Annotated in this window: 21 protein-coding genes; 6 read left to right on the top strand and 15 right to left on the bottom strand. The window is 39.4% G+C overall.

Annotated elements, in window-relative coordinates:
• Positions 1-14: 14 nt before the first annotated feature.
• The 8 genes from rfbD to NLF99_RS12740 form a co-directional block, all read right to left on the bottom strand.
• Entirely contained in the window at positions 15-881 is an 867-nt protein-coding gene (gene rfbD, locus NLF99_RS12775) for a dTDP-4-dehydrorhamnose reductase (RefSeq protein ID WP_254528725.1), read from the bottom strand.
• A 7-nt stretch (positions 882-888) separates the two neighbouring features.
• Positions 889-1,449, bottom strand: coding sequence for a dTDP-4-dehydrorhamnose 3,5-epimerase (gene rfbC, locus NLF99_RS12770; RefSeq protein WP_254528723.1), 561 nt, complete (start codon positions 1,447-1,449; stop codon positions 889-891).
• A gap of 32 nt (positions 1,450-1,481) precedes the next feature.
• Positions 1,482-2,537 carry a dTDP-glucose 4,6-dehydratase gene (rfbB, locus tag NLF99_RS12765; protein WP_254528721.1) on the bottom strand — a complete coding sequence of 352 codons (1,056 nt, stop codon included), beginning with the start codon at positions 2,535-2,537 and terminating at the stop codon, positions 1,482-1,484.
• A 627-nt stretch (positions 2,538-3,164) separates the two neighbouring features.
• Positions 3,165-3,653, bottom strand: a complete 489-nt coding sequence (locus NLF99_RS12760; protein WP_254528719.1) for an adenylyltransferase/cytidyltransferase family protein — start codon at positions 3,651-3,653, stop codon at positions 3,165-3,167.
• A 642-nt stretch (positions 3,654-4,295) separates the two neighbouring features.
• Positions 4,296-5,081: a tyrosine-protein phosphatase gene (locus tag NLF99_RS12755; protein WP_254528717.1), complete on the bottom strand. Its 786-nt coding sequence runs from the start codon at positions 5,079-5,081 to the stop codon at positions 4,296-4,298.
• Positions 5,082-5,197: 116 nt separating this feature from the next.
• On the bottom strand, positions 5,198-6,187 hold the full coding sequence (locus NLF99_RS12750) for a mannose-1-phosphate guanylyltransferase (protein WP_254528715.1): 990 nt from the start codon (positions 6,185-6,187) through the stop codon (positions 5,198-5,200).
• A gap of 2 nt (positions 6,188-6,189) precedes the next feature.
• Complete coding sequence (locus NLF99_RS12745; RefSeq protein WP_254528713.1) at positions 6,190-6,714, bottom strand: exonuclease domain-containing protein; 525 nt, start codon at positions 6,712-6,714, stop codon at positions 6,190-6,192.
• Positions 6,715-6,740: 26 nt separating this feature from the next.
• Positions 6,741-8,021, bottom strand: a complete 1,281-nt coding sequence (locus tag NLF99_RS12740) for a replication-associated recombination protein A (protein ID WP_254528711.1) — start codon at positions 8,019-8,021, stop codon at positions 6,741-6,743.
• A 218-nt stretch (positions 8,022-8,239) separates the two neighbouring features.
• Between NLF99_RS12740 and NLF99_RS12735 the strand changes: the two genes are divergently transcribed.
• A complete protein-coding gene (locus NLF99_RS12735) occupies positions 8,240-9,331 on the top strand; it encodes a lipopolysaccharide assembly protein LapB (RefSeq protein ID WP_254528709.1) in 1,092 nt (363 codons plus the stop codon).
• Between the two features lie 208 nt (positions 9,332-9,539).
• On the top strand, positions 9,540-11,657 hold the full coding sequence (locus tag NLF99_RS12730) for a carboxy terminal-processing peptidase (RefSeq protein ID WP_254528707.1): 2,118 nt from the start codon (positions 9,540-9,542) through the stop codon (positions 11,655-11,657).
• A gap of 1,427 nt (positions 11,658-13,084) precedes the next feature.
• On the opposite strand, the gene NLF99_RS12725 is transcribed toward NLF99_RS12730, so the two are convergent.
• The gene (locus NLF99_RS12725) at positions 13,085-14,686 is read right to left on the bottom strand and encodes a M20/M25/M40 family metallo-hydrolase (protein WP_254528705.1); all 1,602 of its coding nucleotides are present in this window, start codon (positions 14,684-14,686) and stop codon (positions 13,085-13,087) included.
• 234 nt (positions 14,687-14,920) lie between these two features.
• Positions 14,921-16,570 carry a glucose-6-phosphate isomerase gene (gene pgi / locus NLF99_RS12720; protein ID WP_254528703.1) on the bottom strand — a complete coding sequence of 550 codons (1,650 nt, stop codon included), beginning with the start codon at positions 16,568-16,570 and terminating at the stop codon, positions 14,921-14,923.
• Between the two features lie 72 nt (positions 16,571-16,642).
• Here pgi and prfB point away from each other — a divergent pair.
• A protein-coding gene (gene prfB / locus NLF99_RS12715) for a peptide chain release factor 2 (RefSeq protein WP_254528701.1) occupies positions 16,643-17,726 on the top strand; the annotation gives its coding sequence in 2 pieces (ribosomal slippage) (positions 16,643-16,702 and positions 16,704-17,726; 1,083 coding nt in all).
• 78 nt (positions 17,727-17,804) lie between these two features.
• Here prfB and dcd read toward each other — a convergent pair.
• Positions 17,805-18,341, bottom strand: coding sequence for a dCTP deaminase (gene dcd, locus NLF99_RS12710; RefSeq protein WP_254528699.1), 537 nt, complete (start codon positions 18,339-18,341; stop codon positions 17,805-17,807).
• Between the two features lie 107 nt (positions 18,342-18,448).
• Here dcd and NLF99_RS12705 point away from each other — a divergent pair, with 107 nt between their 5' ends.
• Entirely contained in the window at positions 18,449-19,087 is a 639-nt protein-coding gene (locus NLF99_RS12705; RefSeq protein WP_254528697.1) for a 4'-phosphopantetheinyl transferase superfamily protein, read from the top strand.
• A gap of 57 nt (positions 19,088-19,144) precedes the next feature.
• Here the strand turns inward: NLF99_RS12705 and NLF99_RS12700 are convergent, their stop codons facing one another.
• The 4 genes from NLF99_RS12700 to NLF99_RS12685 form a co-directional block, all read right to left on the bottom strand.
• Positions 19,145-20,194 (bottom strand): AI-2E family transporter, encoded by a 1,050-nt coding sequence (locus NLF99_RS12700; RefSeq protein ID WP_254528695.1) that lies wholly within the window; start codon positions 20,192-20,194, stop codon positions 19,145-19,147.
• A gap of 374 nt (positions 20,195-20,568) precedes the next feature.
• Positions 20,569-21,339, bottom strand: coding sequence for an enoyl-CoA hydratase/isomerase family protein (locus tag NLF99_RS12695; protein ID WP_254528693.1), 771 nt, complete (start codon positions 21,337-21,339; stop codon positions 20,569-20,571).
• 1 nt (position 21,340) lies between these two features.
• A complete protein-coding gene (locus tag NLF99_RS12690) occupies positions 21,341-23,860 on the bottom strand; it encodes a DUF5686 family protein (protein WP_254528691.1) in 2,520 nt (839 codons plus the stop codon).
• 100 nt (positions 23,861-23,960) lie between these two features.
• On the bottom strand, positions 23,961-24,410 hold the full coding sequence (locus NLF99_RS12685) for an Rrf2 family transcriptional regulator (protein ID WP_254528689.1): 450 nt from the start codon (positions 24,408-24,410) through the stop codon (positions 23,961-23,963).
• Positions 24,411-24,579: 169 nt separating this feature from the next.
• Here NLF99_RS12685 and hmpA point away from each other — a divergent pair, with 169 nt between their 5' ends.
• Positions 24,580-25,788 carry an NO-inducible flavohemoprotein gene (hmpA, locus tag NLF99_RS12680; RefSeq protein ID WP_254528687.1) on the top strand — a complete coding sequence of 403 codons (1,209 nt, stop codon included), beginning with the start codon at positions 24,580-24,582 and terminating at the stop codon, positions 25,786-25,788.
• 90 nt (positions 25,789-25,878) lie between these two features.
• A complete protein-coding gene (locus tag NLF99_RS12675) occupies positions 25,879-26,349 on the top strand; it encodes a hemerythrin domain-containing protein (RefSeq protein WP_254528685.1) in 471 nt (156 codons plus the stop codon).
• Position 26,350 lies beyond the last annotated feature (1 nt).

Here is a 26,350-nt window from a genome sequence, read left to right as displayed (position 1 = left end):
TAATGTTATATTCTTTATTGAGCGGAAAGTTTTCCTAACATTTTTTCCAGGCTATTCTCCCATTTCGGGACATCCACTCCAAAGGTCCTTCTGACCTTTTCCTTATTTAAAAGTGAAAAATGTGGTCGCTTAGCGGGTGTTGGAAAACTAGAACTTGGAATCGGATTGATCCTACAATCAAGATCGCAAGTATCTCTTATTTTGACTGCAAAGTCATACCAACTGATTCTCCCTTCATTCGAATAATGATAAATCCCAGGCACCCAATTTCCAGACTCAACGATGTGTTTTATCAATTCTGCTAAGTCTCGGGCATAAGTTGGGGTACCAATCTGATCGGAAACAACACTGATTTCATCCCTGCTATTCATCAGGTTCAACATCGTTTTCACAAAGTTTTTCCCAAAGGTTGAATAGACCCAAGCAGTTCGAATAATGATTGCATCGGGACAATGAAGCTCAATGGCCAATTCTCCCTTGCGCTTGGTATCTCCATATACATTGATCGGATCTGTAGGATAATTCTCATCCAAAGCTTGATCTACATTTCCCTGAAAAACATAATCCGTGGAAATATAGATTAATTTACAACCATTGCTCTCTGCATATCTTGCAATTTCTAAGGTCGAAAGATGATTGACCTTATTAGCCAAATCAACCTCGGTCTCAGCTAAATCAACTGCAGTAAACGCCGCGGAATGTATTATTGTATCTGGCCGGTAGGTCTCCAAAATAGATTGGACCAATTCAGGTTGAGCTAAATCCAGTCCTTGGCGATCTAAGAAAATCATTTCAACCGATTCATTAGAAGGCCAAATATCCTTAAGCTCTGAACCTAACTGTCCTGAACTTCCCGTGACCAATATTTTGCTGGCTTTCATTGAACTCCTATTTTAAAAACAATTGAGCAACCGCATCCTTAAAGGAAGGTAGCACTTGATCTTTTTCTGAAACAATAAGCTCATCCACAGGTAGCTTCCAATCAATATTCAATTGTTCATCTTTATACGACACGCCCCATTCAGCAGCCTTATTGTATAAATTATCGCATTTATAAAAGAACTCTGCGGTTTCTGACAGCACTATAAATCCGTGCAAAAACCCTCTAGGTACAAATAGCTGCCTTTTGTTTTCAGCTGACAATAAAACGGAGAAATGCTGCCCAAAGGTTTCAGAATCTGGTCTCGCGTCAACGGCAACATCCAATACCTCTCCCTGCAGGACCCTGACTAATTTTGCTTGGGCGAATTCCCCTGCCTGTGCATGAAGACCACGCAAAACAGCTTTTGAAGAAAAAGATTGGTTATCCTGAACAAAATTTACATCCAACCCAGTCAGTTCCTTAAAAACAGCCTGATTGTAACTCTCAAAAAAATACCCTCTGTTGTCACCAAAAACACGAGGATCTAAAATATAGCAGTCCTTAAGACCAGTTTCTACGGCATTCATAAATATAATTTCACTTTCTCAACAAGACAGGATTAAATACCACTGTAATGTTTATCATAATAATTCTGGTAGTCTCCTGAAGCGACCTTTTCTAACCAAGATTGATTATCTAAAAACCAGTCGATTGTTTTTGATAATCCTTGTTCAAAAGTTACACTAGGCTCCCAACCCAATTCATTCTTAATCTTATTTGCATCAATTGCATATCTCAAATCATGACCAGGACGATCCTTTACAAATTGGATCAACTTTTCCGAAGTTCCCGGTTCACGCCCTAATTTCTCATCCATTTGCTTGCAAAGCTCCTTCACTAAATCAATGTTCTTCCATTCATTAAAACCTCCCACATTATAGGATTGCCCATTTTTACCTTCATGGAATACGGTATCGATTGCTCGTGCATGATCAATTACAAACAACCAATCCCGGGTATATTTACCATCTCCATAAATTGGTAAAGGTCTGTTATTGATAATGTTTAAGATACAGAGAGGAATTAATTTTTCGGGAAAATGGTTTGGACCATAATTGTTTGAACAGTTTGTAATCACTACCGGCATCCCATAAGTATCTTGGTATGCCCTTACAAAATGATCCGATGCTGCTTTTGAAGCCGAATAAGGGGAATGGGGATCATAACTGGTTTCTTCAGTAAAAAATCCAGTATCTCCTAATGCCCCAAAAACCTCATCTGTTGAAACATGATGGAATCTTTTCCCTTCAAAACTGTCCTTCCAGATGTTTTTGGCAGCGTTCAAAAGATTAACTGTACCTATCACATTCGTATTTACAAATGCCATCGGGTCGGTAATCGATCGGTCCACATGGGATTCTGCCGCTAAATGGATTACTGAATCTGGTCTAAATGAAGAAAATATCTCTTCCAAAGCCTTCTCATCACGAATATCAGCTTTCACAAAAGTATAATTAGGCTGATCCTCAATATCCACCAGATTCTCCAAATTTCCTGCATAGGTTAATGCATCCAAATTCACGATCTGATATTCAGGATATTTAAGCACAAAGTGCCTAACTACATGAGAACCTATAAAACCTGCGCCTCCAGTGATAAGAATTGTTTTATTCATGCTACAAATTAAATAAATAAAACCAGTTACTGATAATAGTGAATTTCAAATTCATTTAAATTGTAGTTGAAATGCTAATTATTAATCAGTTAAAAATGGTTTTTACCAAAAATTAAATTATTATACTTTCAAACACCCTGATCAGACTGTGAAAAATAAGCTAACCAATCCTTTTTTCGGGGTGATATTCCAGTTTTTTCTATTTTTACTTTAAAGGTCAGCATTTAATCCCAACCTCAATTTCATCCTAACCAAAAAATTCGAACTACATAAATTTGATTATTCATACAATTCAATTTTCTCAATCGTTCAGCTATAAATTACCAATGACATGTTTTATAGGACTGTGCATCCGACCAGAAATCCTAATTTCCCTAAAGAATATCTTGAATTACGATAAACCTGACTAGGGAGCTTGGATAATTTTAAAAAATCAAGAAAAAATGTGGGTAGCGAAAAAACGATGTTCTATTGATCGAACATCGTTTTTTTGCTAATACTAAGCTTTCCCTATTTTATTAAATAACAGAGCTCCGCTGGAGTTCTATCTTTAAAATTTTTAAGCTAAATATCTTCTTAGGCATTTACCACGATCAGCTTCCAATAAAATCGCTCAACGTTTAGCCCTTACTTATGCCCATTCCTTTGGTTTTCCTTATCCGCCACGATCTTTCTCAGGCCGCTACTCGAAAACCTATGATCTCTACTGTTAAAATAAAGCTCAATCCCTTTCTCCTCACAATATTTCCTTCCCGTAAAGTCTCTGTCCTTATATTCATCACCTACGATCCTCACATCCAATTTAAAGGACCTTAAAATATCCTCTAAATCCTGTTCGGTTGAATAAGGAACAATCTCATCCACTGAAACACAACCTCTCAATTGAATATAGCGTTCCACCACGGTCTGCGTTGGCGCATTCTTTTCAGGTCGGTCTAAAGTAGGGTCCATCTGTAAACCACAGATTAAATAATCACATTGACGTTTTGCCTCAGCCAACATCATGATATGGCCTGCATGCAAAAGATCAAAGGTTGAAAATGTTATGCCTACGCGAGGACCAGGATTATAATCATGGTGTTTAGGATCTTTTACCTCTTTGTTCTTATCTTTCATATATGGTTAACAATTAAATTCTTAATTACTTGACTTAGTTACTGAGTATAATTTAGCCATAATTTTGTGTAACTAGAACTCAATAAGTGCAAAGTTCCTTAACATCTGCAACATTTAGCATTTAGGGCATCTTTTAAATATTTTTTGTAGTTGTTTGGCTAAAAGAATCCGGCAAAGAAATCAAAACAGTTGGGCTTTCTTATTCTCTAAACGAAATATTGCTGTGCATTCTTTAATAAGCTGAAGGTTTTACGGATACGAGTTCTTATTAACCACGCGTAAGTCCTTTCTAGTAAATAAATGCCAAATATTCTTGGTCCATCCTCTCTTTCTCCACATTCTGGTTCATTCCCAGTTCTTGACCCATCCTCCAATCCTTTGGATCCTGTTTCATACTAGCAATTATTCTGACCTTATTCGAGATTCATTCGAGGCATGTTCGAGAAGAATTCTATCCAGTTCGGATTTCTCGAATATGTCTCGAATAAGGTCAAAGCAAAACCTAGAAGATAGTTCCAATTTTTAAGATTTCTCTTCAGCAAGTAAAGTGATAAAAATGGATGGCTAAAAACAGAAGCGGGCAACCTTCAGGATGCCCGCTTCCAATATTATTAAATAAACTGCGCTATTTCACCAAATAGATTACGCCGTTTTTTTTTCACTTTTTGATTCAAATAATTTATGATTCTTGATAGGATTTCCTTTCAACAATTCTTTGGTATCATATTTTGAAACTACAGCTTTCAAAGCTTCTAAGTGTCGCGTATGGTGCATATCGGTGCCTACAAAATCATACATTCCGGCACGGATCAGGGTCAAAGCACAAGTTTTTACATTTTCACCGTAGTATTTACTGATGGAAAGTAAATTCAATTGCAGGTAACATCCTGCCTGTTTGATTTCCTCAAAGATCTTGAAATTGTTGTGGTAATAGTTATATCGTTCAGGATGGGCAAGAATGGGCTGATAACCCCTATCTTGGATATCTTTAATAACGTTAAATAATGCTTTTGACTCCGATAGGTAAGACATTTCAATTAACATGTACTTATCAGCAATCAAACATAACTTATCCGCTTGAATCCACTGATCGATTTGGTCATCGATCATATACTCAGCACTAAAGTTCAGTTTAAAATCCACAGCATTAGCCTGCAAATGTTCGGTTAATTTGCCGTGCGCTCCTTTGATGGTCTCAGGCGTATTGTTATGTACTCCTGCCATAACGTGCGGTGTAGACACACTGTTATGAATACCTAAGGCTTTCAATCCATTGATCAAAGTGATAGACTCTTCAACACTTGGACTTCCATCATCAATCCCAGGTAGAATATGATTGTGAATATCCCAGCCTACCCAAGCCAATTGGTCCAGGTACGCAGGTTGGTCATTTTTACTTCCCCCAAATAAATTACTCCAAAATCCCATAGCTTCTCAAAATATTAGTTGTTTGGTAATTAGGTTTCTAATTTTATATTAGATGTCCTGTTATTCCATAAGGTTTAATGTATACGTTCAATAAATCTTATTTGCTACAAAACATCTTAAATTAACGCAGAATTGTCTTTTTCTAACTGTTCATAAACCTGCTTCACATCCTGCGCTCTATTTCTATCCAAAACTAGAACCGCATCCTCAGTACTAACTAACATACAATTAGTTAAACCTACAAAAACTGTATGTTTATTAGTACCTACAACAATATTGCCATTCTCGTCCACTGGATGTCCTTTGCTTTTAAAATACTCATATAAGGAATCGAATGCTCCCATATCGGACCACTCAAACCTTGCCGGAACGACCTTGATCAGGTCACTTCGTTCCATTACTGCATAGTCAATACTTTTAGAAGGAATCAATTTCGAATGTGCTTCGTCAAGAACCAAGTCTTCTGCATATTCAAATGCTACCTCTGCAGCATTGTACAGCTTGGGTTCAAAGCGCATCAATTCTTCCAAATAAACCCCTGCCTTGAAACAGAAGATCCCTGAGTTCCAAAGGAAGTTCCCTTTTTTCAGAAAGTCCTTTGCGGTATCTTCATTGGGTTTCTCCCGGAATGAAAGCACGGTATTGCCTTCATGCTCAATATATCCGTAACCGGTCTCCGGTCTGGTTGGAACAATTCCGAAAGTTGCGATAAATCCTTCTTGGGCATACATAATGCCCTGATTGATTGCTTCGCGATAGTTTTTCAGCCCTTCGATCAAATGATCTGAAGGCGTAACGATCAATATATCGTCCGGATCCGCGTGGAAGGCAGCAAAGGCTATTGCTGCAGCTGTATTCCGAGGAGCCGCTTCTGCAATGATATCATGGTTATAATCTTTCAAGTAAGGCTCCGCGATCGTTTTGTTCAATGCCGACCCTACCAAGATCACCTTGGATGCAATTTCCTGATTTCTGGCTAGCGTCCATTCAAACAAAGTCTTACCTTCGAATATCGGCAGGTACTGCTTTGGTTTAGATTTCCTGGACAAAGGCCATAATCTTGAGCCTACACCACCAGATAATATTACATTTATTATTTTCCCCATTATTATCCTAATTTTTTCATTTCAATTGCATCGTCTACTTTAAGATACAATTCGGCAGTAGCTCTGGCATCAGACAATGCATCATGATGCTTTAATTCCACACCCATTAAATCACAACAGATACTTAATTTAGTTCGTTCAAAACCTAAGGATCGATAGATCTTGCTGGTACATTCCCAAACTGGGTCTAGACCAAGCTCCTCGAATGGAAGGTTATAGAAATTCATCGTTTCCTTCAATACGGAACGATCTAACAATTCATCATGTGCAACCATATGTTTGGAAACCAACAATTCTTTTATACTTGGAAACAGGTCAATAAAGGTCGGAGCCTCAGCCGTATGTTTTGGTTTAATCCCATGAACCCTTGAAGTTTGCCACATATACTTGTTCTGTGGTGGTTGTACCAAACTGTAGAATTCACTTACGATCTCGCCGTCAACAACGTCTACTATACCAACGGCACACACACTGTTGTATTTTGCCGTGGCTAGCTCAAAGTCTATAGTTGTAAATGTTTTAGACATTTATATAAAAGTAAAAAAAATTAAACTCAATACCCATATTTTCCTTTCCATTTATCTCGAAGTGAAAGTCTTAGTTTCTCTTCGGCAGGATTCTTACCGGGCTCATACATTTTTGCTTCATGTAGGCCTTCTGGCATATATTCCTGATCGACAAAATTTCCGCTATAAGCATGGGCATACATATACTCTGTTCCGTAATTCAGCTCTTTCATCAACTTGGTCGGCGCATTCCTCAGATGCAGCGGCACCGATAGATCTCCTGATTTGCGCACGATTGCCTGAGCTTTGTTGATAGCTTCGTATGAAGCATTACTTTTTGCAGAACAAGCCAAATAGATAACTGTTTGCGACAAAATGATTCTTGATTCTGGCCATCCGATTACGTTAACAGCCTGAAAACAATTATTCGCCAGCAGCAAGGCGTTCGGATTCGCATTTCCCACATCCTCAGAGGCTAATATCAAAAGCCTTCGGGCAATAAATTTAGGGTCCTCACCCCCTTCGATCATCCGGGCCAACCAATAGACCGCAGCATTCGGGTCACTCCCACGAATCGATTTTATGAATGCCGAAATGATATCGTAATGCTGTTCTCCAGATTTATCATATCGCACCCTGTTCTGTTGAACATGTTTGGCAACAAATTCATTCGTTATTTCCTGTTTCCCATGAGATGCAGCCTGGCTTACAAGCTCTAAGATGTTCAGAAGTTTCCTGGCATCTCCACCAGAAAGCTGCAACATGGCATCATATTCCTTTATGGAGATCTTTTCATCCTTCAGGAATTCATCTTGGTTCAATGCCAATTCAATGATCTGGATCAGCTCCTCCTTAGTCAACTCTTGCAAAACATAGACCTGACAACGAGATAACAGTGCGGAAATCACCTCAAAAGAAGGGTTTTCCGTGGTAGCTCCAATCAAGGTAACCGTTCCTCTTTCCACGGCTCCCAGCAGTGAATCCTGCTGTGATTTGGAAAAGCGATGGATTTCATCGATGAAGAGAATGGGTTGTTCTTGATTGAATTGACGCATCTGTTCTGCTTTGTCAATTACTTCACGCACGTCTTTCACGCCAGACTGTATAGCACTGAGACTATAAAAAGGCCTGTCCAAAGACTTAGCGACCAATAATGCCAATGTTGTTTTGCCGACTCCTGGAGGTCCCCAGAAAATCATGGAAGGAATGGACTTTTGTTCAATGGCGTTCCACAACACAGCCCCCTCGCCTATAATATGCTTTTGCCCGACATATTCAGCAAGACTTTTGGGACGCATCCTTTCTGCCAAAGGTACTCTAGTAACCATAATTCACAAAGCTATTGATTTTTCAGAGTAAAGCCAATGTAAATATGAATTGGCATTAGGAATGTGGCATTTCATCTATGATTTGAACACTTGCCCAGAAATGAGTTCCGTTAACGGAAAATTTTAACATTTTTTAGTAATTATTCTACCTTTCTGGTACTAACCATTTATCTTATATTTCAAATTATTTAATACTTTTGAAAAAAATGAATTTGCGAATGATTGATAAAGTGCGTGTTATCTTAGCTTTCGGCTTAATTATATCAACAGTAAGCTTAAAGGCTCAAACCAATAATAAACCTTTAGACCCGTCTGGATTTGTTACAAAATATGACAGTTCATTTGCCGGAATCGGACCTAAAGTATATGTACTCCCTCCTCCAAGGACAAAGGAAGAGGAATTGGTTGACTCTTATAAAGAGAAAAAAGGATTCTTTGATTCCATTTCGCGTCAATTGGAGTATCAGTCCATCATTGAAGATTACAAGCCTACTTCAAACGCTTCGTATCTGAAACAGAGCTTCAATCCATTCCCAGCAACGGAGCAGGATTGGAATAACCTGATCACAAAACTTGAAAACAACAGGAACTTACCTTTGGCTGCAGGGATGGCCAATGAGTATGCCTTTGATCTCCTGAAAAAAGGCGATATCAATAAGGCGATCGCTCTATTGACCAGAGGCCTAAATGCAGCAAGATCATCGGGCTCAGGAGAAAAATTTGTCCTGGAACATAATCTAGCAAATGCATATCTATTCAATGGAAATCTTTCAGAGGCAGCGGCCATGCAGGAAACATTTCTGCAATCTGCCGTGGAGAAAAAGGAACAGGTAGATCAGGCAAACACATTGGTCCGTATCGCATTGGTACAAGCCTATCAAAAGAAATATCTCGATGCGGAGAACACGATTATCAGACGTGCTTTCCCTTTGTATAACAGGACAAAAAACCATTTTGGCAAAGTATATGCTTTGATTAATCTGGCAAAAATCTATCAGCTGCAAAATAAGCATACCGAGGCTCAATGGTTTTTAATCCAGGCCAAGGATCTTGCTAACTTGAGAAAGATTGACAACGAATTGCCTGAGATTGAGTATATGTTAGCTTTTTCCAAGTACATCCAACAAAACTATAAAGTCGCACAATTGGAATTTGAAAAGGCAAAAACATTGGCAGATGTAGAAAACAACAAGGTTTTACAACTGGCCATTGCGGATAAATTAGGAGATATCTATTTGATGATGGGTAACTTTGAAGATGCCGAACAGGAACTTTCGAGTTATTGGAGATTAAGAAACGAACTGTTCTAAAATCCCCCGTCAAAGGGCAATCTCGGTAAAAGTTAATAAACCTTAAAATGGCTGGGAAACAACAATTGAAATGAATATTTTACGTTGTCATCCTAACATTGACTTAATTTTTAACTAAATTTAGCGCTAATAAAATACTCGCTTACTATTTGAAAAGAGCAATTTCCTGATAGAACAATTAATGAACAAATTCAAGAACTATACATATATGTTTAAACATCTCATTTTCTGTCTTGCGTTAATATCGGTTGTGGCATGTGGAGCAAAACCACGCATCAACCTGGACCAAGAAGGCTTAGAATTAAAGCCTACTACGCAACATGAAATCATTGCTAAGGAAGTAGCCAATTTATTGGAGAATTTCAGCTATAAAAAAGTCCCTATGGGCGATTCCCTTTCTAACATCGTCTTCAACAACCTGTTGGAAGGTATCGATCAAGGGAAGAATTACATGTTGAAATCAGATATTGACGAATTTCAACAATTTAAGAACAGCATCAGCCAAGATTTTAGAGAGGGTGACCTTTCCAGTGCATTCTATATCTTCAATAAATACACAAACAGATATTTACAGTGCATGAACTTTGCCTTGGAGCAGATCGATGCGAAACATGACTTCACTAAGGATGAAACCTACACCAGCTTCCGCGAGAAACAAGATTGGTTTACCTCAGAAGCGGAATTGAAAGACCAGTGGAGAAAACGTGTTAAGTATGATCTATTGAACCTAAGACTGACTGCAGGTGATTCTGCTAAGGTAGATGAAGAAAAAAACAAGGAAACCCTACGCAACAGGTACAATAACTTGATCTCTCAAGCCAAGAAAACCAATTCGAATGATGCTTTCCAAATGATCATGACGGCGTTAACAGATGCTGTTGATCCCCATACGACTTACTACAATCCTTCGTTCGCTCAAGCATTCAATGAAAGCATGTCGAATACATTAGAAGGAATTGGAGCACAGCTGCAAATGGAGAATGAAATGGTGACCATCAAGCAGATTATTGCCGGTGGACCTGCATTCAAGGACAAATCCCTTCATATCAATGACCGAATCGTAGCTGTTGCACAAGGCAATGACGGCGAGTTTGAAGATATCATTGGCTGGAGACTGGATGCTGCGGTTGCGAAGATAAAGGGTAAAAAAGGAACGGTTGTTCGTTTGAAAATCCTTCCAGCTGGAGCAGAATTGTCAGCGGCCCCAAAAATCGTAAAACTGACCCGTGAGAAAATCATCCTTGCAGAAGAGTCTGCTAAGCGCGAAATCAGGAACATTAAAGGTGAAGATGGTAAAACATACAAAATTGGTGTGATCAATCTTCCTAAATTCTACATAGACTTTGAAGCGGTTCGTCGTGGAGATAAGGACTATAAGAGTACCACAAGAGATGTTAGGTTGTTATTGGACAGCTTAAAACAAGATGGCGTAGATGCTGTATTGATGGACTTAAGAAACAATGGTGGTGGTTCACTGCAGGAAGCAATTGAATTGACAGGCTTGTTTATCGATCAAGGTCCGGTAGTACAGGTAAGGGACACCAGAAACCGTGTTCAGGTAGATAGCGATCAGGAAACAGGTTTGGCATGGGAAGGACCATTTGGTGTGATCATCAACAGGTTCTCTGCATCTGCATCTGAGATTTTCGCTGGTGCCATCCAAGATTACGGTAGAGGTATTATCCTTGGTTCTACTAGTTACGGAAAAGGAACCGTTCAAAATGCGGTGGATATGTCACGTTTTATCAGCGCAACCAACAAGCTTTTAATCAAAGCTTCAGGTGAAGCAGATCCTGATACCCCGAATGGTGCTCCAGAATTTGGACAGATTAATATTACCATGGGTAAATTCTACCGTGTAACCGGTAGCAGTACGCAACATAAAGGTGTTGATCCAGACGTCATATTCCCTACGCAATATTCTGCAGAGAAATTTGGAGAAAGTTCAGAACCGTCGGCATTGCCTTGGGATCAGATCAAACCGACCAAATTCTCGAAGATTGGTTCTTTGACTGATATCAGTGCTCAATTAGAAGATATCCATAAGAAACGTATGCAAAAATCTCCTGCTTATTCTTTCTTACTGGAAGACATCGCAGAGTTCAGTAAAAATGAAACCATGCCTGCAATTTCTCTAAATGAGGATAAACTGAAAGCGGAACGCGAAAAAAGCAGATTGAAACAACGCGAACGTATCAATAAGCAACTTTCTTTCTTAGGCGAGCCTCTTTGGAAAGAAGGCCAGCCGCAGCCTAAATTGGACTACGATTTTGTACTTGATGAAAGCGCGAATGTGTTGACCGATTATATTAGGCTTAAGAAGTAGGTAGACATAAGACTCTGGTCTAAGAAAATAAATCAAAAAGCAGCCGGGACATTGAATGTCACGGCTGCTTTTTTTATAAGATATCTAATCTTTGGTCTTGTTTTAACTATGAACAGAAAGGTTTCTCGTGTTATGCTGCGAATAAAAAATTTGAACAAAATTTATCGAAAGGTGATGACAGCAAGTTGGCAATGAAATAAATTAGCTCTTATATTTTTTTAAGTATAGAACCCCTTTTGGGGTTCCATTATTTTAGCAGACATAGCACCTTAGCCTGTAAGTCGCGCAAAAACGATGTTCGATTAATCGAACATCGTTTTTGCATTAACCCTATATTGTTTAATACCATTCATGCTAAAATAATTCATCCCCGCTGGGGATGTATGGCGGATAATAGTAATAATTAAAGACCCTAAACAAAATAAAAGAATATATGCTATTGAAACAGGCCCAACATCTCCTGCAAAAGAATATTCTTCTAATAAATAAATCTGGGCATCAATGGGTAGAACCGCAGTTCTAACAGACTTGTCATGCTAAGGTTCATCCGAAGCATCTCGGAGAAACATAAAATCAAAATCAGAAATATCCCAGATTGTATTGGCGTACAGGTTCTCTATCTTCGATGGACGAAGACAGCATTGTGGAGAAAAGAACCGTACAGATTCTTCACTTATCGTAAAGAATTGGAAGTTTCCAGAGAGGGATTCAGAAGCGAAGCGAAGAATCTATTTTTTGTTTTTTTTATTGGAATGTTGTCATTGTGAATCGTAAGATGAACAAACTATTTCAAGTTAAGTATGGATAGTTCCGAGACCCTTCGGCAAGCCCTCAGGGTGACACAGAAAGGTATAGAAAAACATTTCACCCACGCTGTGGGTTCGCCATTACAAACATCTAATTTCTACAAACATTTCACCCCCGTTGGAGGTTTCTCAATACAAAAATCATCCTTCCGGAGGAAGTCCTTTAGCTTCCGGCTCATTTCCTTGGCGGAAAAATGGAAAGAAAGCCGTTGACCTGTGCGATGGGATTGGCATTAAAATGCTTTTAAAAGTTCATCCCATCAAAAGGAGGTGATCTTATGGAAAGGTACCACCGACAACAAGGCATTCTTTTCATGTCGCACAAATGCGATACTCTGTTAATGAGGATGCAAGTTATCCAATAAAAAATAGGTTACTGAAAAATGGAATAGCCTGCGCTAAACCAACTATTCAGTAACCTATTCCATTAACGCCCATATTACCTTTATCCGGCGGGCGAATGTGATTCGCCCCTAGCAATATTGGACAGCTTTCTAGATGGATGATAATCTTGTTCTATCTTAGCTGGGTGAACGGCGTAAAACCCTAGCTTAAATAAGATATAAACCCACCTAAACACTCAAACAGGTCTAATGTCTTATGACTATTGTCTTATGTCTCTTAATACCCTACACCAGACCTTCTAGGTTGGCGAATTGCTGGCCATGAAGCTGGTTTTCCACTGGCATCCGCTGGCAATACCCTTTTTTCTCTGTTCACCAATTGAGGTTCTTCAGTAGCTTTATAGGTCAACACCGCAGTAAGGATAACATTGGACAATAGGTCATCAAATACCAATTTATCGTAGGTATCCAGATTGGTGTGCCATGTATTGCTGAAATAGCCCCATGATAGGGAGCTCAGCATAAAGCCCGGTACACCTGCTGCTACAAAGGATGAGTGGTCGGAACCACCGCCTCCTGGAGAGCCAGGGAATTGTGTCTTGATATCTTTTGTAATTTCACTAGGAACGGCATCTAACCAGCGTCCCATAAAATCATAGGCATGTACAAAGCCTGAACCATTGATGTTGGCAACACGACCTGTACCATTGTCTAAATTGAATACCGCTTGGGTTTTTTCGATGACCTCAGGGTTATCCAAGACAAATGAACGTGATCCATTTAAGCCTTGCTCTTCGCTGCCCCACAATCCAATAAGAATCGTACGCTTAGGATTAGGGAGAACTTTTTTCAATACACGAGCTACTTCCATCATGGCAATAGTCCCTGTACCATTATCGGTTGCACCTGACCCACCTTCCCAAGAGTCTAAATGGGCAGATAAGATTACATATTCATTTGGAAACTCAGAACCTTTAATTTCAGCGATGGTATTGAATGAAGGAACATTTCCTAAATGTTTAGAAGAAGTCTCTACTTTGATTTTAGGCGCATAGCCTTTTTCAGCCAAACGGTACAACATTCCATAATCTTCCAAAGAGATATCCAATGAAGGAGCTTTGTGGGTCCTAGCACCGAAAATCTTGTTAGCACCAAACTCACCAGACCAATAGCTGCTCAGAACACCAACGGCACCTGCATCTTCTAGAACAGATGGAATGGAGTTAGGAGCTAATCCAGTTGCTTTGATACGTTTGTTCCAAATGGCACCAATTGAATCTCTCTGTCTTTGCATCTTGGCATAGGATTCAGGAGTTGCATATTCTTTCCAGTTGGCATCTGGCCTACCTGTTGGCTGGGGCATGGATACCATGACGTATTTACCTTTTACCTGTGGTAACCAAGACCTGAATGAAAGTGAATCTTTGAAATCGGGTAATGCAATGACCTCCGCTTCGATCGCTTTACCTTTGGTAGTTGGACTCCAAGCTAATTGAGTACCTGCTAAGGTTTTCTGTCTTGGATGGGTCATGTCAATATGGGAAATACCTCGTTCCCAGCCGTGCCACTCTCCAAATTGTTGATTTTTTGCCGAGATTCCCCAGCGTTGGAAAGTTTTCAATGCCCATTCATTGGCATTGGTCATTTGAGGAGTACCAACCAATCTTGGCCCTACAACATCCAGTAATTCAAAAGCTAAAGTTTCCAGTTCAGAATTATTGGTTGCCTCTTTCACAATCTGTTCTACAATGGGATCAACTGCTTTTACTGTAGTTGGTCCCATGCGTTGAGCTTGCACTGGAGCATAAGCAATCCCAGTGGACAGTACTAAAAAGGCTAATTTCCTGAAACGACAAATGGTTTGTTCCTTGAATTTCATAGTAATTATTTAGTTATTAATTAGGTAATCCCAAAGTACGGCAAAATTTGTCAAAAGGAAGAAAATGTAGCCTAATAAGTCAGTATAAGGGGGGCATTCATATACTTTTAGAATGCGACAATCTCAATTGAACATATGCAGACCGCAAAAAAATAGCCTGAGCTATACTCAGGCTATCAAATTTTTATATGGTATCAGACATTCAATCCATGTAAGGACCTACGTCCGTAAAACCTATGCTCTCCAGTTTTTGTATTGATTGATCAATCCGTTTGTGGATGAATCATGAGATTCCACTGCAGCATTTCCCTCTAACTCTGGAAGGATTTTATTTGCCAATTGTTTTCCTAGCTCCACTCCCCATTGATCAAAACTGAAGATATTCCAGATAATACCTTGAACAAAGATCTTATGTTCATAAAGCGCGATCAGTGCCCCTAAGGTCTTAGGTGTAATTTCTTTAATCAAGAATGAATTGGTCGGACGATTGCCCTCAAAGACTTTGAAAGGAGTCAGTTCCTTGATTTCAGCTTCTGATTTGCCTGCTTTTTTCAATTCAGCAACAACCTCTTCTTCTGATTTTCCATTCATCAAAGCTTCAGTCTGTGCAAAAAAGTTGGAAAGCAACATTTGATGATGCTTAGCCAATGGATTATGTGAAATAGCTGGTGCTATAAAATCACAAGGGATCAATTTGGTTCCTTGATGGATCAGTTGATAAAAGGCATGCTGACCATTGGTTCCAGGTTCTCCCCAAATGATAGGTCCGGTTTCATAATCAACTCGCTTGCCGTTGCGATCGATATATTTCCCATTGCTTTCCATATCTCCCTGTTGGAAATAAGCTGCAAAACGATGTAAATATTGGTCGTATGGAAGAATGGCACTGCTTTCCGCCTCGAAGAAGTTATTGTACCATATGCCCAATAAAGCCATGATAACTGGGATGTTTTCTTCAAATTCGGCATTTCTGAAATGCTCATCCGCTTCGTATGCTCCTGTCAATAGTTCCTCGAACTTATCAAAACCTATCGCTAAACAGATCGATAGTCCAATAGCGGACCATAAAGAGTATCTACCGCCTACCCAATCCCAGAATTCGAACATATTCTTGGTATCAATACCAAATGCTGATACGCCAGACTCGTTGGTACTCAAGGCTGCAAAGTGCTTGGCAACATCGGCCTCTTTTGCACCTGCCTTCAAGAACCATTCCTTGGCAGAATTTGCATTTGCCATGGTCTCCTGGGTAGTAAAGGTCTTTGATGCAATCAGGAATAAAGTCGTCTCAGGATCTAGTTCTTTTAGGGTTTCAGCAATTTGGGTTGCATCTACATTCGAAACAAAATGCATGTTCAATCTAGTCTTATATGCTTTAAGTCCCTCTGTGACCATCACTGGACCAAGATCAGAACCACCTATTCCGATGTTCACTACATCCGTGATCTCTTTTCCAGTAAATCCTTTCCAGTCTCCTGAAATAACACGTCCTGAAAAGTCTTTCATCCTTTCCAAGACAGCTTGGATATCAGGCATTACATCCTTTCCTTCAGTAAAGACAGGCTTGCCAGATCTATTTCTCAATGCCGTATGCAATACCGCACGTTTTTCTGTTTCATTAATTTTCTCGCCGTTGAACATGGCTTCGATTGCATCTTTCAATTTGCACTCGCGCGCCAATTGAATCAACAATGCCATAGTTTCCTCATTTATGCGGTTTTTAGAATAATCCAATAGGATATCGCCCAAATAGATGGAAAACTTATCGAAACGCTCCGGATCATTAGCAAAAAGTTCTTTGATGCTGGATTCGTTGATGGTTATAAAATGATCGGCTAAATATTTGAAGGCTTGGGTTGTTGTGAAATCAATTTTTGGTAACATATATCTTTACTTTTGTTCAAATATAAGGAATACAGCCTATTCTATCCTTAATTTTATTTTATCTTTGTTCTTATGACCAAAGAACAAATTCAAGACTTGAGGGACAGAATTACTTCCCTGAGGAGGCATCTTTGACATTGATGTCAAAAAGGAAGAGATAGAGCGTGAAACCCAAATCACCCTGCAACCCGACTTTTGGGATGATCCCAAAGCCGCAGAAAAAGTCTTACATTCCATCAAAAACCATAAAATCTGGACCGATCAATTCGATCATGTATTTGCTGCTGTTGAAGACACCGGTGTTTTATATGAATTCTTTCAAAGCGGAGACGCTTCTGAAAAGGAATTAGAAGATCAATATCAGATTGCGCTGTCAGAAATCGAAGAATTGGAATTCAAGAACATGCTTAGTGCCGAAGAGGACCAGTTGGATGCTATTTTGCAAATCACAGCCGGTGCTGGTGGTACTGAATCCTGTGATTGGGCGGCCATGCTGATGCGGATGTATATCATGTGGGGCGAAAAACATGGCTGTAAGGTAACGGAGCAGGATTATCAAGAAGGTGATGTGGCCGGGATAAAGACAGTGACCCTACAGTTTTCTGGTAATTTTTCCTATGGATACCTAAAAGGTGAAAATGGCGTACATCGTTTGGTCAGAATCTCCCCTTTCGACTCCAATGCCAAGAGACATACTTCTTTTGCATCGGTATATGTATACCCCTTGGTAGATGACAATATCGAAATCGAAGTGAAGGATTCTGAAATCGATTGGGATACCTTCCGTTCAGGAGGTGCCGGCGGTCAGAACGTGAATAAGGTGGAGACTGCAGTGAGGTTACACCATAAACCTACCGGGATCATTATCAAGAACCAAGAGTCAAGGTCGCAATTGCAGAACAAGGAAAATGCGATGCGTTTATTGAAATCTCAATTGTATGAAATTGAAATGAGAAAACGCCAGGAAGCAACCGCAGCCATTGAAGGATCTAAGAAAAAGATTGAATGGGGTTCCCAAATCCGTAACTATGTCCTGCATCCCTATAAATTGATCAAGGATTTAAGGACCAACACGGAAACCTCAAATACACAGGCCGTGCTGGATGGAGATCTGGATGAATTCCTGAAATCGTACCTGATGGAATTTGGAGGTTAATAAAGACTTTGAAATTGAGAATATAAAAAAGGGTTGGAATCATGATTCCAACCCTTTTTGTATTTCTATAATAATTGCTTAAAAAGCGTTTTTCCACATCATACTCTCAACAGGGCGAATGGTTTTGTTATTGTATTTCGCATTTCCCTTACTGTTGTACATGGTTTCGATATCACCTTCCACAACGAAGTAGATCAATTGCCCGATCGGCATTCCTGCATATACTCGGACTGGCTGTGCCACGGAAATCTCCAAAGTCCAAGTATTGCAAAAACCTACATCGCCTTTTCCTGCTGTTGCGTGGATATCAATCCCTAAACGGCCTGTGCTTGATTTCCCTTCCAAGAAAGGGACATGCCCGTGGCTTTCGGTATATTCTAAGGTCACCCCTAAATACAAGGTTCCCGGTTGGAGAACATAGCCTTCAGTTGGAATCTCAAAATGTTCGATCTCATTATGTTTCTTCGCATCTAGAACCTCATCCTTGTACCTTGCTAAATATTTGCCTAAATGAACATCGTATGAATTTGTTCCCAAACATTTTCTGTCGAAAGGTTCAATTACGATCATTCCCTTATCGATTTCTTCTAAAATTCTCTTATCTGATAATATCATATTCTGAAGCTAAACTACTGCTGATTAGCAGGATTCAAAAATACATTAAAAATAAATAAAAAACATATCTAAAGCTAAATACTAGTTACTAAACACTAAATTTGATTATGGCTTTAGCATATCTCAAAGAATTGGATGCGCACAGTCGCATTGCCTTGTGGAAAATTGAAGAAACTGAAGAGGAATTGGTTGCCATGCTGCAGCTTGATGAATCTGAACTTGCAAAACTTAGAAGTCTGGCAAAGGGAAAACGAAGCTTACACTGGCTGGCAACCAGAGTTCTCCTGCGCTATCTATTGCAGACACCTGACTATATCAGTTGTCCTTCCGATGCCAATGGGAAACCCTATTTACCAGACTTTCCTTACGAAATTTCATTGACCCACTCCTTTGACTATGCAGGGGTCATGTTGAGTTCTGCTGGCGCCTGTGGAATCGACCTAGAAATTGTAAAGGAAAAAGTGGTCAGGATAAAAAACAAATTTCTGAAACCTGAAGAACTGGCTTTTATCGAAGAGGAACAAGCGGTCGATCAATTATATGCGTGCTGGTGTGCCAAGGAAGCGGTCTATAAGCTACAAGGCAATAAAGGGGTATCATTCTACCATAACATTAGCATAGAGCCCTTTCATTATACACAGCAAGGCGTCATGAAAGTGATCCTCAGCAAGGATGATTCGACGAGAACCTTTGATGTATTCTATGAAAGATTTAATGAATATATGTTAGGCTACGTCGTTGAATAGTTCAACCCTATTTAAGGAAGGACACCGGTCTAAATACTAATTACTTACTACTAAATACTATGTCTGACCATCCTGCAATAAATCCTGTTTCAAGGAGAGCCTTTTATTTGATTTATAGATCCTAACGGCAATTAAGAAATAGGCCAACAACAATGGTCCGTAAACCAAGCCGATCAATCCAAATAAAGGCAACCCGATAATCACACCGACAACGGTAATGATCGGATGGATATCCCCTAGTTTCTTGGCGATCACCAATCGTAGTACATTATCGATATTGATCACTAATCCGAATCCCCAAGCCAGTAATCCTATCCCCTGCCAATTATGTCCATCGGCCAATAAAATGACTGCCGCAGGCACAAATATCAACGGAGGTCCCAAAAGTGGAATAAAAGAGAGGATGGCACATATTACGCCCCAAAATAAGGGATCCCTTGCTCCGAATATCCAAAATCCTACTGCCAAAAATGCCCCCTGTATGATGGCAATGATCGTTTGCCCGATAATGTTCGAGTAGGTAATGTTTTTCAATTCCTCCCCAAAAGTGACCGCATTTTCATCATCAAAAGGAAGATAATGAACCAATCCGCCCTCAAAGCCCTTATAATTGACAAACAGGAAATACAGCAGGAAATACATCACCGTGATCTCCAGGAATACATTAGCCGCACCACTCAAGGCAGAAGTCAGCAGTCCTCCTAAATAGGTTGAACTTGCTTCCAGTTGCTTTTCAATCAGATCAGGCTGTCCGAGCTTATCTCCCACAAAATGGTTGATGGCATCCATGATCTTTTTCACCCACTGTGGATTCTGTTGCAGTTCGATAGCTTTATCAAAAAGCATCTTTCCTATCCCTACAAAAGGTAAGACGATGATAAAGATGGAAAGGATAATGATAAAAATGGAAGATACCGGCTTAGGCCAATGCCATTTCTCGATCAGGAAGATATTTAGGTTCCTAAATAGGGTATACATGACCATGGTCCCTAAAAATGCCCCAAATATTCCCGAAGTAGCATATAATATAATTCCTCCTAATACAACGACAATAATTAGGATGATCACATTACGTTCCTTCTGCGAAAAAACATCGTTGTTGCTCATAATTGATTTTAAAATAAGATAACAACAAATTATTGATTTGGTTTAGAAACTTCTTTAAAATTTTTCAGTAATTCTTCTATTTCACAATCTGTAAGGGGATCTAATCAGCATCAAGGACTTAAAATAGTTTCTTCCAATCCATTTGATTTATAGTTTTTTTAGATGAGGAAATCCTTGATAAATTGTTCCCAATGCCGTAAGAAATTGCTGTCAGATTACCAGAAAATGAGCACATAATCAATACTTATGGCCTTTCCATGAAAGTTCCCTTAAAGTAGAACCAAATCTTACTCAAAACCCAGGGTATTAAACAATAATAAGCCCGTCCAGAATTGGACGGGCTTATTTAATATTTTCTTAGAGCAATGGATTTCTTAAAAATTCGGCTTTCTCTTCTCTAAAAAAGCATTCACGCCTTCCTTAAAGTCTTCGGAACCGAAGCATATTCCAAAATTATCGATTTCAACTTTATAGCCATCCTGCTGCTTATCCAAAGCACTGTTCACAGTTTGAATAGCAACAGCGACCGCTGATTTCGAGCGGGAATATATCTTATCCAAGATGTTTTGAGCAGTTTCTTCCAACTCATATAGTTCTACAACTTTATTAACCAATCCCCATTGATAGGCATCTTGGGCATCTATCATATCACCAGTTAGGATCATTTCTAAAGCCTTTCCCTTTCCAACTAGGTCAGTTAGGCGCTGGGTACCTCCATAACCAGGAATCAACCCCAAAGAAACTTCGGGAAGTCCCATTTTTGCAGAAGCCGCAGCGATCCGAATGTGGCAGCATAATGCCAATTCCAATCCTCCACCCAATGCAAAACCATTGATTGCAGCAATAACTGGCTTTGACAGATTCGCTATTTTATTCATCAGCTCATGCCCAAATTGCGACATAGCCTGTGCTTCCTCTTTGCTTTTTCCCAGAAACTCCTGAATATCCGCTCCAGCAACAAAGGCCTTTTGTCCAGCGCCAGTTAAGATCAGCCCTCTAACGGATTCATCAGCTTCAGCCTGACTCACTGCATCCTTTAATTCAGCAATCGTATCTCGATTCAAAGCATTTAATTTGCTTTCGCGATTAATGGTAATTAATGCTGTCTTGTTCTTGATTTCGAGGGTAATATTTTGATAGCTCATATTAGAAATTAATATTGATGGAAAATCTTACGCGTTCATTCCTGACATTTGGAAGGCCATTGTAGGTCAATCTTCTCACATATTCAACCTTCAACACATTTAAGATATTGTCAATGCCCACTGTACCTTCCCAATAGGGTTGACCGTTTGGAACATTCGTCAATATCTCACCTTCCTTATTATGGTCGAATTCAACCACATTATTACTAATATACGGGTTATTTTGGTCACTTAGCTTGCCATAGAACATCTGGGCTCCCCAGACCTCACGCAAATTCAACTTCTTGATCAAGGGAATCTTATTGAACAGGAAACCTTGCAACTGATGATAGACTCCAACCTTTACATACTTATCAGCCACAAACTCCATCGGGTTCATCATATCAAAATCAATTTCATGACGGTCCTCGCGCTGTTTAACATTCGGCAATTCCAACATGGTATATGGAAGTGTTCCCCAAATTTTACCACCGACTACCCTTAGATCTGCAAAACCAAGTTGATTCAAGAAGAAACGCTTGGATGCAGCAGCAGTCAGTTTATCATAGGCATAGGTCGTATTCCAGAAACCATCCAGACTATGGGTATAGGTCAGATTGAAAACCGGATGTTTTTCAATAATGGTCTTCCTATTTAAGTTGCGATAATAGAATTTCTCAAATGGTGCCCATCGCAAATCCACATGTGCCTCATTGCTTTGGATATGGGTCAACAATAAATCTGGATTTCCAGAATTAATTAAGCGTAAGTCGCCGACCGTATTTTGATTTCTATGAGTTATGCCTGTGGTGACACTAAAGTGGTTGCCAAACTCAATTACATGTTGCAGTTGATAAGCCCTCGTATCAAACCATTTTGTAGGCCTATTCTTCCGGATTGACCTGAAGAAACTATCGCCTTTTAAGAAACCAATCTGTTGACCAGGCTCCATGATATCATTCTGGATCGACCCTTCTAAATAATGGGCTGGAAAAGTTACCACAGAACTTCCATTTAAAGAAACTGCGGATCTTAAAAAATATTTCAATCGGGTATCATCCAGTCCATAGGCCACATAACCTTCAAAATAGGCCTTGTCCGTCAGGGCTTGCGTACTTCTCCCCCCTATCCTGAATCGGTTCCCTTCGATATTGTTTTGACTATACAGATATTCCAATGGACCGATTTCAAACATCCCCAGGTTATAAAACCCTTGGGACAAAAGATAACCTACGGCCAATATCGTCTTAAAGCTTTTCTTCTGGTTTAGGGTTTCAATATTCCGGTAGGTATTCTGTTCCGCATTATTCAATGCAATAGGCCTGTTGGGAATGGTAATATTTGCTTGAGGCAAGATTTCCGTCGGTGGACCTGAAAAGACATCATTCGGGAATTTCGTTCCTAAATGATAATTGTTGTTGATACTAACCCGATCAGCAAAGATCGTCTCACCTTTACGGATACCAAAAGCCAGAAAAGTCCTTGTGCTGTCCATTAGCATCACACCAGATTGATCCTTCTGATAATGAAAAGCAATTTCACCCTCCTTTACCCAGTTTAGATTGGTTTCCTCATTGATCTTGAGGTTTGCTTTCTTAACAGCATAGGTCCCATCCATACTGACCTGTAATATACCATTGAACAAAAGGTCCGTTTTATTTCTTGGTTCAAACTTCAATTGGATAAAATACCCTTCATCATTGAAGATGGTATCTGTTATGTAATACTTATAAAACAACTTTCCGTTGTCGGCAATGGGACTCAAGAACTGTTTGTTCAGGATATAGATACTTTCATCATAAACATCGACCTGCTGGAACATATAGTTCAGGAACTCCTGGATATTCGGATTGTTGATATAGCGTTGGTCAAATTCAGTCTTTCGGTGAGAGGTAATTATCTTTTTAAACTTCGATGGGTCCTTTTTTCCATAGACTTTGGCATTACTCTCTTCTAAATACAGAGAAAGCAGCTTTTTACCTTCATAACTGGTACTATCGATATTCCTGAACAAAAAGTTCAAACCCAACATTCCTTGCTTATTGGAAACCTTTGGATCTATGAACCCGAATTTAAGCTTATCATACTGATCAAACTCTAAACTATCCTTTCCAGATAACCTATTTTGATGCTTATGTCGAATGACCAGGTCTATCAGTTCAACAGCCTTATTGTTCTTGTTCCTATATTTAGACTTATGGCTGATAGAAACCGCCTCAATTTTGTTGGCATCATGAACCAATTCAAAAACGAGATTAGATAGTGAATCAGGAATATTGGCAATCAAAGTCTTGAAGCCCATCGCACGGATTTCAATCTGTTTGGATCTGGACTCCAAACTCAAACTAAAGTTCCCATTATTATCTGCTGAAGTTGCTTTTTTGGTAGTTAGGTCCAGAATGGTCGCGCCTGCAATGGCCTGCTTATTATCCTTATCCAATACTTTTCCGGAAATGACAGATTGGGCCAACGAAAGGTTAACCGTTAAGCAAAAAACTAATACAAATGCGCACAAAAAATAGAAGAAAGGGACACTTCTCATAATAAAACCTGAACTTTATAAAGATACAATTTGTTGTGAAAGTTCAAATTATTAAACGAAAAAAGGAGTCAAAATATGTTGTAGACCTATGAATTTAATATTAATTCTTATCAACGCGGTTAAGTTTTAAGCTCCCCAAAATGAGCTCATCATTAAACTGACCCAGAGTAATGCTGTTAAGCATCCTAGTCAGTTCCGACCGAATGGCTTTAAATTCATTGTGCAAAGGACATGGATGTTCTTCAGAACATTGCGGCAAACCCATTCCGCAACCAATAAAAATATCATCCCCATCGATTGCTTTCACCACCTCCGATAGCTTCTTATTCATCTCTACTTCAGTCAGATAAAATCCGCCGTTCGGACCTTTTACAGATTTCACAATACCACCTTTACTCAACTCCTGAAGGATTTTCCCCAAAAAGGGCTCAGGTGATTGGATATTGCTGGCAATCTCTTTTATACCAACTTTTTTGCCTAGGTGCGTGGACTTAGCAATATAAAAGACGGCTCGAATGGCATACTCCGCTGACTTTGAAAACATACCCATTCTTCAAAATTAGGGATAAAAATTGACAATAAACCCTATTCTTTATCCTCCCTCCTTTGCAACATCCTTATGTCAAAAACTTAATAAAGGATAAAAACCTCTTTTATTCTTTTTATCTTTGTTTAAATTAATTCCATTTAAACTAAAAAACTAGAAAACAATCAACGTAATGACAGAGCATCAAATAGCATTAATTAAAGCGACAGTACCAGTATTGAGAGAGAACGGAGTGTTATTAACAAGCTATTTCTACGACCGTATGTTTAAGCACAACCCTGAACTTAAGCATGTCTTTAACATGGGAAACCAACAATCAGGGAAACAGCAAACCGCTTTAGCCATGGCAGTCTTGGCTTATGCTGAAAACATTGAAAATCCGTCCGTCCTTTTAGGAGTTGTGGACCATATTGGTCACAAACATACCAGTTTAGACATCCGTCCAGAACATTATCAGATTGTAGGAAATCATCTTATATCTTCGATAAAAGAAGTATTAGGAGAAGCTGCCTCTGATAAGTTATTGGAAGCATGGACCATTGCCTATAACCAATTGGCAGATATCATGAGTGGCCATGAAACTTCACTTTACAAAGCAAAAGTAAACAGACCGGGGGGATGGACCGGTTGGAGACCTTTTGAAGTCAGGGAAAAAGTGCTGGAATCAGAAGAGATCACTTCTTTCTATCTCTATCCAACCGATCATGGCGACATCGCTGCCCACTTACCTGGCCAGTACATCAGTGTTAGGTTATTCTTGCCTGAATTAAACCTGATCCAACCGCGTCAATATAGTATTTCAAGTTCATCGAATGGCAAGTATTACCGTATCTCTGTAAAGAAGGAAAAAGGAAGTCAACACCCAGATGGCATGATCAGCAATAGACTACACGACCATATCCAAGTAGGCGACAAGATCGAACTTAGTTCTCCGTCGGGGAATTTTGTCTTGAACCAAAAGGAAACCGACAATCCACAGGTATTTATCAGTGGTGGGATCGGACAGACTCCCCTATTGGCAATGCTAGAGGAATTGATTCTAAATAAGAACAGTACCCAACCTATTGTATGGGTTCATGGATGTAGAAACGAGCAGGTTCATGCTTTTAAAGACAGATTACAGGAACTTTCTGCTATCAACCCAGCCTTACAGAATCATTTGTTCTATGAACAATTAGAAAAAGAAACCGCAGATGCAACCTCAGGCGTTGTCAATCTTGAAGAGATTCAGGATAAGGTCTTGCTAAATGGTGCCAATTACTATTTATGTGGCCCAGCAGGATTTATCCGCAAACATTACGAATTCCTGAAAGATGCAGGAGTGGACACTGAAGCAATCCATTTTGAAGAATTTGGACCAGCTTCCCTGTCATTAAATTAATTAATCTGTAGCCAAGAGTTCATCTTGAAATAGGCATCCGGATTATCTGGATGCCTTAATTCCTACAGAATAACCATTAAAACTGGAACTATGGAAACTAAACCTTTGAAAAGACATCCAGCATTAAGACCTCTTAGTAAAGAACATCATTTCTCGCTATTGATATGTTGGAAAATAAGACGCGGCTTAGAACTAAATATCGCTCCTGAGCGAATTGGAAATTATTTGATCAATGCTTGGCATCAACAGATCTCCCATCATTTCGATATCGAAGAAGAATATGTCTTTCCTATCCTAGGTTCTGAAAACAAACTTGCAACCGATGCCATTTCTGAGCATAGGGCAATAAAAAGGTTAATATTGAATGAGCCTCACACGGTCAAATCATTAAACCGAATCGAAGAAAAGCTAGAGTCCCATATCAGGATGGAAGAAAGGCATCTCTTCCCTTTGATCCAAAGCATAGCAACGGATGAACAAATGGAATACATCAACTTAAAACATGATCATCCAATAAGCGAAATGGCGTGGGAAGACGAATTTTGGAACAGCAAAGCCTAAA

The sequence above is a fragment of the Sphingobacterium sp. LZ11T8 genome (assembly GCF_024261425.1).
Taxonomy (GTDB): domain Bacteria; phylum Bacteroidota; class Bacteroidia; order Sphingobacteriales; family Sphingobacteriaceae; genus Sphingobacterium.
The sequence above is the reverse complement of the archived record's forward strand: the minus strand, read 5'-3'. Positions and strand labels throughout refer to the sequence as shown.